General features: G+C 64.1%; 8 protein-coding genes. 3 read left to right on the plus strand and 5 right to left on the minus strand.

The genetic code is table 11. The features are described from left to right. Positions 1 to 4: 4 nt before the first annotated feature. The gene (gene bglX, locus ACP7CK_RS16610) at positions 5 to 2,302 is read right to left on the minus strand and encodes a beta-glucosidase BglX (protein WP_426026746.1); all 2,298 of its coding nucleotides are present in this window, start codon (positions 2,300 to 2,302) and stop codon (positions 5 to 7) included. A 181-nt stretch (positions 2,303 to 2,483) separates the two neighbouring features. Continuing rightward, positions 2,484 to 5,159: a TonB-dependent receptor domain-containing protein gene (locus ACP7CK_RS16615; RefSeq protein ID WP_426026747.1), complete on the minus strand. Its 2,676-nt coding sequence runs from the start codon at positions 5,157 to 5,159 to the stop codon at positions 2,484 to 2,486. A 287-nt stretch (positions 5,160 to 5,446) separates the two neighbouring features. Between ACP7CK_RS16615 and ACP7CK_RS16620 the strand changes: the two genes are divergently transcribed. Then, positions 5,447 to 8,890 (plus strand): family 78 glycoside hydrolase catalytic domain, encoded by a 3,444-nt coding sequence (locus ACP7CK_RS16620; protein WP_426026748.1) that lies wholly within the window; start codon positions 5,447 to 5,449, stop codon positions 8,888 to 8,890. An 80-nt stretch (positions 8,891 to 8,970) separates the two neighbouring features. Here the strand turns inward: ACP7CK_RS16620 and lldD are convergent, their stop codons facing one another. Genes lldD through ACP7CK_RS16635 form a run of 3 tightly spaced genes read right to left on the minus strand, consistent with a single transcriptional unit; the run spans position 8,971 to position 11,706 of the window. Further along, positions 8,971 to 10,104 carry an FMN-dependent L-lactate dehydrogenase LldD gene (gene lldD / locus ACP7CK_RS16625; protein ID WP_426026749.1) on the minus strand — a complete coding sequence of 378 codons (1,134 nt, stop codon included), beginning with the start codon at positions 10,102 to 10,104 and terminating at the stop codon, positions 8,971 to 8,973. Positions 10,105 to 10,113: 9 nt separating this feature from the next. Continuing rightward, positions 10,114 to 10,875, minus strand: a complete 762-nt coding sequence (locus tag ACP7CK_RS16630; RefSeq protein WP_426026750.1) for an SDR family NAD(P)-dependent oxidoreductase — start codon at positions 10,873 to 10,875, stop codon at positions 10,114 to 10,116. A gap of 24 nt (positions 10,876 to 10,899) precedes the next feature. Next, positions 10,900 to 11,706: an IclR family transcriptional regulator gene (locus tag ACP7CK_RS16635; protein ID WP_366559052.1), complete on the minus strand. Its 807-nt coding sequence runs from the start codon at positions 11,704 to 11,706 to the stop codon at positions 10,900 to 10,902. 140 nt (positions 11,707 to 11,846) lie between these two features. Here ACP7CK_RS16635 and rhmD point away from each other — a divergent pair, with 140 nt between their 5' ends. Both rhmD and ACP7CK_RS16645 read left to right on the plus strand, forming a co-directional pair. After that, a complete protein-coding gene (gene rhmD, locus ACP7CK_RS16640; RefSeq protein ID WP_426026751.1) occupies positions 11,847 to 13,040 on the plus strand; it encodes an L-rhamnonate dehydratase in 1,194 nt (397 codons plus the stop codon). 14 nt (positions 13,041 to 13,054) lie between these two features. Continuing rightward, the gene (locus ACP7CK_RS16645; protein ID WP_008261529.1) at positions 13,055 to 13,903 is read left to right on the plus strand and encodes a fumarylacetoacetate hydrolase family protein; all 849 of its coding nucleotides are present in this window, start codon (positions 13,055 to 13,057) and stop codon (positions 13,901 to 13,903) included. Positions 13,904 to 13,910: the final 7 nt, after the last annotated feature.

Raw genomic sequence — 13,910 nt, forward strand, 5'->3', positions numbered from 1 at the left:
AAGATCATGGCGCCACCGTAAAGGAGGTTTTGAGTTCCGCGCGGGAATCGCCGCCGATCCAGACATCGAAGTCCGACGGATCCAAGACCCAGTCCCGCTCGCCCGCGTTCCAGTAACGAAGCTCTGCCTGGGTCAGATTGAAACGCACCTGCCGGCTTTCGCCCGGCTGAAGCGTCACCCGCTCGAAACCCTTCAACTCCCTCACCGGACGAGCAGCCCGGCCGGAGCGTTGGTGAATATAGAGTTGCACGACCTCGTCGCCGGCGCGGGCGCCGGTATTGGTCACCGTCGCCGTGACGACGACCGATTCGCCGAGCCGCACGGCCGCACGGTCCACCGCGATATCCGTGAAGGCGAAGTCGGTGTAGCTGAGCCCATAGCCGAATGGGTAGAGCGGCGTCGAAGGCTGGTCCCAGTAGCGTGCACCTTGATCGGCCGGCGCCTTGGTCGCGTTATGGCTGTAGTAGATCGGGATCTGCCCCACGCTGCGGGGCCAGGTCATCGGCAGTTTGCCGCCAGGATTAATGTCGCCGAACAGGGCCTTGGCGACGGCCGTCCCGCCCTCGGAACCCGGATGCCAAGCCTCCAGGATTCCCGGCACCTGCTCCGCAAGCGGCGCGATGTCGAGCGGGCGGCCATTCAGCAGAACAGCGACCATCGGCTTGTTAAGCGCCTTGACGGCATCAACCAGGCGAAGCTGATCTCCCGGCAGGGACAGCGAAGTGCGCGACGCCCCCTCTCCGCTCATCTGCTCGATTTCGCCCAACGCCAGGACGACGAGATCGGCGCCTCGCGCCGCCTCGACGGCTCGCTCGAACTCTACCTCCGCCTGAGCTTCGGTCCAGGCCGGCGGCGCGGGTCGAAACATTTCGAACATGGACGGCGTGCCGCGGCGAAGCTGGACGCCCGGCGCCGTCGTGACCTGGGCGCTTTCGCCAAGTCTTCTACGTATGCCTTCGGCGACAGTTACTGTCTCTTCGAGTTTCGGCACGAACACCCACGAGCCGAGCGTATCCTGGGCTGAATCCGCCAGAGGACCGATGACTGCAACTCGTCGATATGGTGCCGCCGAAAGCGGCAGGACGCCACCGGCGTTTTGCAGCAACACCAGCGAACGCTCCGCCGCAGCGAGGGCGGCCTGGCGGTGTTCCGGCGCGCTCAAGACGGCTTCGGTCGCCCCCTCATCCACATAAGGGTTTTCGAACAGACCCATGCGAATCTTGGCGACCAAGACGCGCCGAACCGCGTCGTCCAAGACCGCCTCCTTCAAACGTCCCGAACGGACAGCTTGCGGAAGAGTGGCGTTGGCGGCCTCTGCGGTCGCCATCTCGAGGTCGTTTCCGGCTGATAGCCCCCTGACTGCGGCGTCCGCCTCATCAATCGCGAAGCCTTGCGGGACGAGGCTTTTGACCCCGTTTGCGTCGCTGACGACAAAGCCTTCGAACCCTAGCTGTTTGCGCAAGACATCCGTCAGCAGCCAGTGATTGGCGGCGGCCGGGATGTCGTTAAGCTCCATATAGGCGCTCATGACATTGCCGGCGCCCGCTTCGATGGCGGCTGCGAACGGCGGCAGATAGACATTGTAGAACTGGCTGTCCGAGACGAATGCGCTGTCGTAATCCCGACCGCCTTCGGATGCGCCATAGACGGCGAAATGCTTCGGTCCCGCGATGATGTGGCCCGGAGCCCCGATATGTTCGCCTTGGAACCCCTTCACGGCCGCGCGAGCGAGGGCGGCGCCGAGATAGGGATCCTCACCCGGCCCTTCGACGATGCGGCCCCATCGCGGGTCGCGGGTGATGTCGAGCATCGGAGCGAATGTCCAATGAATGCCGCTGGCCCGCGCCTCGGCCGCCGCGATGGCCTGCCCCTGCTCGACGGATGCGGGGTCCCAGGACGCCGCCATGCCAATCGGCACAGGGAAGATCGTCCGCAATCCGTGAATGACATCGAAGCCGAACAATAGGGGGATGCCGAGTCGACTTTCCTCGACCGCCACCTTCTGCAGGCGATTGATCAGGGCGGGATCGGTGACGAACAGCAACGCCCCCGTGGCGCCGGACCGCACACCCGGCTCGAATGGGGTCGGATCGCCGAACAGGAAGAGCTGACTGACCTGACCGGCCTTTTCTTCCAATGTCATGCGCGCGATCAGTGCATTCGCTCGAGCGAGCACGTCCGCCGGTACGGCCTGGGCCTGCACTGCAGCGGGCGAAACCTGAGAGGCCCACGACAAGTTGGGGGCGGCGATCGAAGCGACCAGAAGCGCGGTTATGGACGCGGTAAGCAGCCGGGATTTCATGAGTGCGTTCTCGTTTTCGCTTTGCGGAGAAAAGGACCGGCGCATCACTGGACGCGCCGGTCAGTCGCTCAGAAGGACGCCTTGCGACGTCGGCTCGGACGAACGCTCAGAGAAAGAGTGTCTGGGTCGTCTGATTTGGTGGGTCCGGGGCGACGACGACCCCGGACGAGACGAAGGGAGATCAGAAGGCCTTGCGCACCCCGATCGAGAAGACACGGCCCAGCGTGGCGCCGTTCGCATAACCGGTCGCGCTGTTGAAGTAGGGCGGATCCTCGTCGAAGACGTTGTCGACGTTCAGGGTCAGGGCGGTGTTTTGCATCCAGCCTTCGCCAGGCAACTCATAGCGCGCGAACAGATTGACCAGGGTGTAAGCATCGACCTCGGACTGCCCAACCACGCCGGTCACGTCATAGCCCGCTCGATGGTTGACGATCGCATCGACCGTGACCGGACCGGAACGCCATCCCAGCGTGCCAACCAGAGAATACCGACTGGTCGAGTTGTCCAACTCATTGACGGTCGGCGCGCCTGGGACAGCTTGACTGTCACGATTGAGCGTATAGGTGCCCGCCAGTCCTGCGCTGACCGTGCCGAGCGGCAGCGTCCAGTCATAGCCGATGTCGAAGTCGATCCCATCAACCTTGAGCGAGCCGAGATTGTTGCGGCGGGCATCGATCAGCGCATAGGGCGTCGCGCCGCCGCCCGTGTACAGGCTGGTGATGCTTGGCGCATTCTCCACCCGCTGTCCCGCCGTGGCCGCCTCGGCCTGGGCCGGGGTCGGATTCAACGTGAAGAAGGACGCATAGGACGGATTGGCGAAATAGGAGGCGCCATTGAAGAAGGGGGCAAGGCCGATAGCGTCGGTGAACTCCACATTGAAGTAGGTCAGATTGACCCTGAGCCCATCCAGGGCGCCGACAGGGTTCCAATCTGCGCCGAACGACCAGGTGGTGGCTTCTTCCGGTTTCAGGTTCGGATTGCCGCCGGCCAGGAGAATGGTCGGCCGGAACAGGTCCGACGCCGGGCTGCCGCCGGCGCGGAACGGACTGACGCCCAGAACCTGAGCCCGCGTGTCCACCGATGAGCCGAGGTCCGATAGACTGGGCGCATGGAAGGACGTGCCCCAGTTCCCGCGAATGCGCAGTTCGGAAACCGGTCGCCAGTTGAAACCGACCTTGGGATTGATGGTGTCTCCGACGTCGCTGTAGACATCCATGCGCATCGAGGCGTTGACGTCGATCGATCCGATCCCGCTGTCCTGCCCTTTGAGCGGCACGAAGATCTCGCCGAACAGGGAAGTGACGTCACGGTTTGAGCTGCTGGAGGCGCCGATGGGGTTTCCGATCGTGCCCTGGCCCTGCGTCTGGTCGAGTTTCTCCTCATAGTATTCGGCGCCGAGCGCCAGGCGAGCCTGCCCTGCCGCCGTCGTGAAGATGTTGCCGTCCGCGACGGTCCTGACCGAACGGATTTCCTGCGTGGCGTCGCCGTACAGCTCGTAGTTCAGGATGCCGTCCAGAACCGTCGAATTGGTCGTGCCGACATCATAGGGGTTCAACGCCGTCGCCGCCGTCGTGCCGGCCAAGGCCGCCGCCTGGGCCGTCGTGTTGATCTGGCGCGTGTGCACCGTGTTGGTGCTGCGACCATAGTTCCCGGTCGCACGAATCTGCCAACCGCCATCGAACTTGTAGGTCAGGGTCGGTGTGACGCCCATCGAGCTGAAGTTGCTCGGGTTTTCCAGCGCATCGCCTGTGACGGCGGAATAGTTGAAGGCGACCGTCTGCGAAGTTTCGGCGCCGATCGGCCGGAAATAGGGGTTGGCGGAGGTGATCGTTCCCGTGCCGCGAACGCCGGTGCCGTCCGTCGGCGACTGACCTTTCCGCACGGTGTCGCGTTCCGAATAATAGCCCGTGACGTCGAAGCTGAGGTCTTCGGTCAGTTGCTGGCTCAGGGCTGCATAGACACTCTGACGCTCTTCCTCAGGATAGAAGTCGATCGCCTTGTTCTCGTCGCAGCGATTGACGCCCACGGTGCGGGTATCCATCCGATAGGTGACGCCGCCCGTCGTGATATTGCCGGGCGTGCAGCTTTGCGAACGGAAGTCCGACCCGCCGGCCGCCAGATGATCCTGGGCGAACCAGTCACGATCTGCGCCTGCGATGGCGTCATGCTGGGCATAGGCGTAGGCGATCAAGGCCGAGCCACTGCCCCAGTCCTTCCCGGCCATGGCGCTGAAGTCGGTCGTCGTATAGTCGTCGCCCATGCCGTATTTGGCGGTCAGTTCGACGCCGTCGTACCGCTTGCGCGTGATGAAGTTGATCACGCCACCGATGGCGTCGGACCCGTAGATGGACGAGCCGCCGTCAGGGATCACTTCGACGCGCTCCAGCACGGACGGAGGAATGGCGGAAGGATCAGGCGACGTCTGCAGAATCCCGGCGCCGACCATGCGGTTGCCGTTCAGAAGGATCAGGGTCGTGGACCCGCCCGACGCGCCGAGGCTGCGGATATTCGGGCGAGTGATGGGCTCGGCTATCGTCGAGGATCCCTGCGGCACGCCGCCGAAGGCGTTGGTCACCTGCGGGACACGCGCCAAAAGGTCCGCCGACGAAGTGACGCCCGTGGAGACGATATCCTCGCTGGTGACGCCGACCACATTCGTTCCCGTAGGCGCGACGCCCCGCAACAGCGTGCCTGTGACGACGATCTCATCCAGTTCGGCGGCATTGTCGTCCGTCTGCATCGCGTCGGGCGCTGAAACGGAGGCGTCTTGGGCAAGCGCATGCCCGGCGCCGCCGAAGCTCGCGGCGACGAAGGCGACGCTGCACAGCAGCCGCGCGACTTCCTTGGTGGCTTTCATCTTGTCTCTCCCTGACCCGACCGTCTTCTGTGGACCGGTCTGGGCGTGTTGTTATGCAATTGGCGCGAGCGACGAGCCGCGTCGATGCGCCCAAATCGGCGCCAGTATAAGAAATGTCCTCCCGCGAGAGCTGCCCCCTCGTCCCATTTTGTGATCCAACGTTCCGATATTTAGGGAAAAACGTCAAGAGGTCGCATTTACCCCCTGAACTTTTCCAATTGTGACCGATTGACGGGACGGCTTTCCACCTGTTGGTATATCGTCATTCCAACAATAAAACGCGCCGAATGGCGACGCTGCTGGGAGGCATGCATATGAGACGGTCCCTTCGATCGCTGGCGCTCTGTGGAGCGACCGGTCTGATGCTGGCTGCATGCGCCCATGCCGACGCCGAACAGCCTCGTCTCGCCATGCTCCAGGCGTCGCCAAACGCACCATCGGATCTGAAAATCGAATCCGCACCATCTCTGCTCGGCGCAGATGTCCTCCGGCCACGCTTCCAGTGGCTGGCGCCGCAAGCCACGAGGACACATCAGACCCATTACCGACTTCAGGTGGCGACCTCTGAAGCCAGCCTATCGAACGGCGATCTGGTCTGGGACAGCGGCGACGTGGCGTCCGGCGACCAAACCCAGATCGTCTATGAAGGCCCTGCGCTAGCATCACGTGGGCGCTACGTTTGGCGGGTCCAGACCCGCGACGCCGAAGGCCGACCCTCCGATTGGAGCTCGCCCGCCGTTTGGGAAATGGGATTGCTGCAGCCCGACGATTGGCAGGCGCGCTGGATTTCCACCGATTCCTCCGTCGAGCACGTCTGGTCTGACGCGACGACGGAGTGGCGCTTTACGCCGACTGGAGGCGACATCGACTTCCTGTTCCGGGCCAGCCCTGTCGGCAAGACCTTTGGGGAAGCCTATGTCTGGCGGCTCGGAATCTCCGAAGGTCAACCGATCTTGACGGCGCTTTCGCGGACCTATGACGCCCAGTCCCAACCCCTGGTGAAGGAAACGGTGCTGAAGACTGTGCCCCTGCCCTTTACGCTGACACAATGGACCGCGGGCCCGCATACGCTGACGGTAGAGGCCAAGGGGGCGCGCATCGTCACGCGCCTTGATGACGTCGTCATCGACACGCTCGAGAACACCGATCACCGCCAGGGAACGGCCGGAATTTTTCAGGCCGGCCCCGCCACGTTCGGGCAGTCGGCGCCTGCACCCGACGCCATCGTCCTGCATGAACTCACCGTCACCCCGGCGAACGGCCCCGTCACGCGCGCAGCCTTCTCGGGCAATGACAACCCGCTCAGCGGCGGCACGATCGAGGCCGACGGCCTGCACATCGCCAACGCGAGGGGCGTCGATATCGTCTTCCCTCAGACTGAGCCGGCCGCCCTGCTGCGTCGCCTGTTCATCATAGAGGGAGACGTCGTCCAGGCCCGCCTCTATGTCGCCGCCGGCGGCTTTCCTCGCATCGACATCAACGGCAAGACGATCAACGAAGCCGTCGGCGACGGTTTCACGGCCTATGATCGTCGCGTCCTTTATCGGACGCTGGATGTGACCGATCATATCCGTCGCGGAGACAACGTAATTGGTCTGGAGCTAGGTCGCGGCTGGTATGACCTGGTCGAACCCAACGAATGGTATTGGCACGAGGCGCCGTGGCGCAATCGCCCCACCGCGCGACTTCAGCTGGAAGTCACCCTGGCCGATGGCAGCCGACAGATCGTCACGACCGACGACCAATGGCGGACCCACCCGGGGCCGACCCGGCATGACTCCATCTATGCGGGCGAACGTTATGACGCCCGCCTGCTGCCCCGTGGGTGGTCGCAGCCCGGATTTGACGACCGTGATTGGACGACCGCTCGTCTCGTCCATGGTCCGGCAGGCCGCCTGGACGCTGCAGAACAACAGCCGATCGCGGTGGTCGGCACGCGCCGCGCCGTCAGCCTGAAGCAGGTCCGTCCAGGCGTGTGGATCTACGATTTCGGCAGCATCTTCGCCGGCCGCCTTCATCTTAAGGTCAATGGACCATCCGGCCAGACCATCTCCATGATCCAGCACGAGAAGCTCCGTCCCGACGGAACGGTCCTGTCCGCGAGCGGACTGGTGGACACGCAACTTCAGACCGATCAATACACCCTGGCCGGCGACGGTCCGGAAGACTGGACGCCGCGTTTCGGTTATCGCGGCTTCCGTTATGTGGAAGTCCGGGGCTTCCCAGGCACGCCGACGCTGGACAGCCTGACCGGCGAAGTCATGCACTCCGACGTAGCCTCGATCGGAAGCTTCGAAAGCTCGAAGCTCCTGTTGAACCAGATTCAGGCGGCGGCCCGCGCCACCATCCTGAACAATATGCACGGCTTCCAGACCGATACGCCGACGTTCGAGAAGAATGGCTGGACGGGCGACGCCCAGGCGTCAGCTCTGGCCTCTGCTTTGAACTTCGACGTCAGCCGCGTCTGGACCAAGTGGATGGGTGATTTCCGAGACGCCCAGGCGCCCAGTGGCGAAATCCCCGAGATCGTGCCGTCGACGCCCCAGTACGGTTACGAGGGCACGCCGGGGTGGAACATGGTCAACGGCCCCACACCCTCTTGGGACGCCGCCACCTTCATACTGCCCGACGACCTGTATCAGCTGACGGGTGACACGCGCCTCCTGGCCGAGATGTACGACACCCAGAAGAGACTGGTGGACTACACCGCGTCCTGGTTCACGCCGGACGATTTCCATTACCGCCAGCTGGCCAACACCTTCCTCGGCGAATACGCCAATCCTCGCCCACCGATCACGCCTGAAATGATCGCCGCCTTCATGGCCGGAAATCGCGCCGGAGGCCCGCCGCCTCAGCCGGGGCCCGGCGACGTCGATAGTGTCGCGACCGCCTATCTCTTCCACATGACCCAGCTGCTGGCCAAGAACGCGGTCTTGCTGGGCAAACAGGCGGATGCGCGAGCCTATGCCGCCCGTGCAGATGCGATCCGCGCAGCCTACAATCGCACCTACTGGGACGCCGGCCGCGAGGTCTATCGCGTTCCGGCGAAGTCGGGCGATGCGCCAGCCTTCGTACAATATCAGAACATCCTGCCTGTAGCATTCGGCCTCGTTCCTGACGGCCTGGCGAACGCCGTGCTTCAAAAGGTCAATGACGACATCGTGGCCCACGACTACCACCTGTCCAGCATGGGTGTTTTCTCGGGCCGCTATGCGTTGACGCTGCTCAGTGATGCGGGCCACGTCGATACCGTCTACCGCGTCGCAACTCAGACCACCGAACCCAGCTGGGGGTTCTGGTTGGCCAACGACATTCATACCATGCTCGAGGGCTGGTCTCTGGATAGTCGATCCTACGACCATCACTACTGGGGCTTGGTCTCCAGTTGGTTTTATCAAAGCCTTGCCGGCATCCGGCCTGGCGCGCCGGGCTACCGGACCATCGTGATACGTCCGGAGGCGCCGCAGGGTCTCGACCACGTCTCCGCCCATCTCGACACGGTCAGGGGACGCATTTCGTCGGAGTGGCGCCGGGTCGGTGATCGTCTGATATTGGACGTGGGCATCCCCGCAGGAGCTTCGGCTGAAATCTGGTGCCCGGGCGAAGTCGCTCAGCCCCCGAAGAACGCCCAACTCGTCCGCCAAGAAGACAAGCGCTCGGTCTATTCCGTAAACGGCGGCAACCATCGATTTGACTGTGCTGCACCTGCAAGCGGGCCGAGTCGTCTCTAAAACCCCGCCGATCCAGGTCGGCGGGGCCTTCTTCAGTTGACGCTTCGAGCAACCTTCGCCTTTCGGAAGAAGGCGAAGGTTCAGAGGGCCAGCATATCCTGGCTGATCCCCGCCACGGACTTCGCCCCCGTCAACGTCATGGCCACCCGCATCTCCTTCTCGAACAGGTCCAGCAGGTTGGCGACGCCGGCCTCGCCGCCCGCCGCCAGCGCATAGACGAAGGCTCGTCCCAGCATCACGGCGTCGGCCCCAAGGGCGATGGCGCGGACGACGTCCAGGCCGTTGCGAACGCCGGAATCGATCAGGATGCGGATATCGCCTTTCACCGCTTCGGCGATCGCAGGCAAGGCCCGCGCCGATGACAGGACGCCGTCCAGTTGGCGGCCGCCGTGGTTCGACACCACAATGCCGTCAGCGCCGAAGCTGACGGCGTCGCGGGCGTCCTGAGCATCCAGCACGCCCTTGATGATCATGGGACCGTCCCAGAAGTCGCGGATCCACTGGAGATCCTTCCAGGATATCGAAGGATCGAAATTCTGGCCCAGCCAGCCGATGTAATCCGCCAGACCCGTAGGCTTGCCCAGATAGGCCGAGACATTACCCAGATCGTGCGGCGTGCCGCGCACCCCCACGTCCCAGGCCCAGGCGGGATGGGTCATGGCCTGGATCATGCGGCGTACCTCGGCATGAGGGCCGCTCATGCCCGAATGGGCGTCGCGATAGCGGGCGCCGGGGGTCGGCATATCGACGGTGAAGACCAGGGTCTTCACCCCCGCAGCCCCGGCCCGCTCCAGCGCATTCTTCATGAAGCCCCGGTCGCGCAGGACATAGAGCTGGAACCACATCGGCCGGTCGATGGCCGGCGCCACCTCCTCAATGGGGCAGACCGAAACCGTGGACAGGGTGAAGGGCACGCCGCGCGAGGCCGCCGCCTTGGCCGCCTGCACCTCGCCGCGCCGGGCGTACATGCCGGTCAGGCCGACTGGCGCCAGGATGATCGGCAGCCGCAGGGTCTCGTCGAACAGCCGTGTTTCCAGGCTGAGGCTGGTCATGTCCTGTAGAACGCGCTGGCGCAGAGCGATGGCCTGCCAGTCCTCGACGTTGCGGCGCAGCGTCTGTTCGGCGTAGGCGCCGCCGTCGATATAGTGAAACAGGAAGGGCGGCAGCTTGCGCCGCGCCGCCTCGCGATAGTCGCCGGGCGAGGAAATGATCACCGTGACGCCCTACTGGAAGTTGGCGAAGGCGCCGCCGTCGACCAGCAGGGCCGCGCCGGACATATAGGCCGCCATGTCCGAGGCCAGGAAGGCGACGACCGAGGCGATGTCCTCGGGCTTGCCCAGGCGTCCCAGGGGAATGCGGCTTTCCATATATTCGCGCTTCCTAGGATCGGCGAGATCGTCCTTGTTGATGTCGGTGGCGATGGTGCCGGGCAGGACCGAGTTGCAGCGAATGCCGTGACGCCCCAGGGCGACGGCGCAGGACTGCATCAGGCTGTGAACCCCCGCCTTGGTCGGGGTGTAGTGGGTCTGCATCTCGCCGCCGACCAGGGCCGAGATCGAGCTGATGGCGACGATGGCGCCGCCCTCCCCCTGTTTCACCATCTGGTTCGCCGCCGCCTGGGTCATGAAATAAGCCCCATGGAGATTGACCTCCATCGTGCGCTGCAGCGTCTCGACCGGCATGTCGAGGAAGGCGTGGAAGGGGCAGATGCCGGCGTTGGAGACGAAGACATCCACGCGCCCGAACGCCTTGACGGCCGTGTTCACGAAGGTCGTCGCGCTGTCCGGCAGGGCCACGTCCGCATCGACCACGATGGCTTGGCGGCCCAGGGCTTCGATTTCCGCGACCACCTCGGCGGCGACCGCGTCGTCGCGGAAGGTGTTGAGGGCGACATTTGCGCCCTGGCGCGCGGCCTCTACCGCCGTCGCCCGTCCGATACCCCGCGATGCGCCCGTGATCAGGACGACCTTGTTCTCAAGCAGCATGTGGGCTCCGGCGTTCTACGATGTTCAGGGTTTAGGCTGCCAGCCGAGGTCGGCGCTGATGGCGTTGGCGGCGGCGGTGACTGTCTTGGTCAGCTCCGCCATGCGGGCGTCCGACATATACTGCGCGGCCGAAGAGACACTGAGCGCGGCGACGATATGGCCGTCCACCGAGCGGATCGGCGCGGCGACGCAGCGGATCTGGTCCTCGTTCTCTTCCAGGTCGAAAGCATAGCCCTTCTGGGCATAGGCGTGCATCCGCTCCAGCCAGACGGCGCGGGCCGACGAATCATAGGGCGCGCCCTCAGGCGCATAAAAGTCGATCCATTCCGGCTCGGACTTGTCGAGAATCAGGGCCTTGCCCAGGCCGGTCGAGGCGATCGGGTGCCGCTCTCCCAGGCGGGAGCCGATATTGATCCGGCGCCGGCCGGCGACCTTGTCGAGATAAAGGGCATGGCGGCCATCGAGGACGCCGAGATGGACCGTGTCATCGGTTTGGGCGGACAGTTGCTCCAGCCATGGACGGGCGACGCGGGGCAGATGCATCTGCTGGCTGGCGGCGTGGCCCAGTTCCAGCAGTTTCGGGCCCAGGCTATAGCCTTCGCGGGGGCGGAACGAGAGCAGGCGACGATCGACCAGGGCGGAGGCCAGGCGGTGCGTGGTGCTGCGGGTCAGGTCCAGTTTTTCTGACAACTCGGCCAGAGGTAGAGAGCCGTCCATCAGGGCGTCGATCACGTCCAGGCCGCGCAGCAGCGTCTGACTGCCGGACGCTTTGGTCCCGACCTCATCTTCCCCATCGACCTGCACGGTCTTGATTGACGTCACTCGTCCCATTTCGTAATCCTCATTCTCAGAATGTAGCAAAACACGCAAGCTCGTCCGCGGAACGGGATCGAGTTTGACGCGCCGCACGGAGGAAAGCCAGTGAAATCCCGCATGATGGGAGCAAATCACCAGACGCCGGTGATGTCTCAATGAGCCGCCTTCCAAAGATCAAGCACGTTCGCGCCTTCGTCGTGAAGAATGACGGCGCAGGCGGCGGCGCCGACTATCATGACCAGGGCGATGGCCACTGGATCGACGACCATATCGCCACGCCAATGGCGAAATATCCCGAATACCGTCAGAGCCGCCGCAGCTTCGGCATCAATGTGCTGGGCACCTTGGTCGTTGAGATCGAGGCCGAGAACGGCGTCGTCGGCTTCGCGGTGACGACCGGGGGCGAGCCCGCCGCCTATATTGTCGAGAAGCACCTGGCTCGTTTCCTGGAAGGTCGAGACCCGACCGAGGTCGAGAAGATCTGGGATCAGATGTATTTCTCGACACAGTACTATGGCCGCAAAGGGCTGGTCGTGAACGCCATCTCGGGCGTCGATCTGGCCCTGTGGGATTTGCTGGGCCGCCTGCGTCAGAAGCCGGTCTTCGCCATGCTGGGCGGCGCCGTGCGTGACGAGCTGACCTTCTACGCCACCGGCGCGCGTCCGGACAAAGCCAAGGAACTGGGTTTCATCGGCGGCAAGATGCCGCTGCACCACGGCCCGGCCGAGGGCGAGGAAGGCCTGCACAAGAACCTGGCCGAGCTTGAGGCCATGCGGAACGCCTGCGGCGACGACTTCTGGCTGATGTTCGACTGCTGGATGGCGCTGGACCTGAACTACGCCACCCGCCTGGCCCACGAGGCGCACAAACTGGGTCTGAAGTGGATCGAGGAGGCGCTCAGCCCCGACGACTACTGGGGATATCAGACGCTGAAAAAGAACGCGCCCAAGGGGATGCTGGTCACGACTGGCGAGCACGAGGCCACCCGCTGGGGCTTCCGCATGCTGCTGGAAATGGAATGCTGCGACATCATCCAGCCGGACGTCGGCTGGTGCGGCGGCGTGACCGAACTGATCAAGATTTCCGCCATGGCCGACGCCAAGGGCGTGCTGATGATCCCGCACGGATCCAGCGTCTATTCCTACCACTTCGTGGTCACGCGCCATAACAGCCCGTTCGCCGAGTTCCTGATGATGGCGCCCGGAGCCGACAAGGTCGTGCCCATGTTCCATCCCCAGCTGATCGGCGAGCCGACGCCGGTGAACGGCCGCCTGAAAGTGCCCGACACGCCAGGGTTCGGCGTCGAGCTGAACCGCGACATCGCCCTTCATCGCCCCTACGTGCGCTAAGACGAAAGCCCCTTATGAAACTGCTGCGTTATGGTCCCAAGGGCGACGAGAAACCCGGCACGCTGGACGCCGAGGGCCGCATTCGTGATCTGTCGGGCGTCGTCGCCGACATCACCCCGGAACAGTTGTACGGACCGGCGCTCGCGGCCTTGAAAGCCATCGATCCGACCAGTCTTCCCCTCGTCGAGGGCCAGCCCCGCTATGGCGTGCCCGTCAAGGGCAGCCGCAAGTTCATCGCCATCGGCCTGAACTTCGCCGACCACGCCGCCGAATCCAACCTGCCCATCCCGGCCGAACCCGTCGTCTTCACCAAGGCCATCACCTGCCTGAACGGACCGAACGACGACGTGATCATTCCGCGCGGTTCGGAAAAGACCGACTGGGAGGTCGAACTGGGCATCGTGATCGGCAAGCCCGCCACCTACGTCACCCAAGACGAGGCGCTGGATCACGTCGCCGGCTATGTGCTGATCAACGACGTGTCTGAGCGCGCCTTCCAGACCGAGCGGGGCGGCACCTGGGACAAGGGCAAGGGGTGCGACACCTTCGGTCCCGTCGGCCCCTGGATCGTCACCACCGACGAGGTGGGCGATGTTCAGGACCTGGACATGTGGCTGGACCTGAACGGCCAACGCATGCAGACCGGCAACACCAAAACCATGATCTTCGGCGTCGCCGAGATCGTCTCCTATCTTTCGGAGTTCATGACGCTGGAGCCGGGCGACCTGATCACCACCGGCACTCCTCCGGGCGTCGGCCTGGGCCAGAAACCGCCGCTCTACTTGAAACCGGGCGATACGGTTCGCCTGGGCATCCAGAAGCTCGGTGAACAGGGCCAGACCTTCGTGGAGTGGAAGCGATGAGCGCCTA

Source organism: Brevundimonas sp. TSRC1-1 (assembly GCF_049898245.1).
Lineage (GTDB): Bacteria > Pseudomonadota > Alphaproteobacteria > Caulobacterales > Caulobacteraceae > Brevundimonas > Brevundimonas mediterranea_A.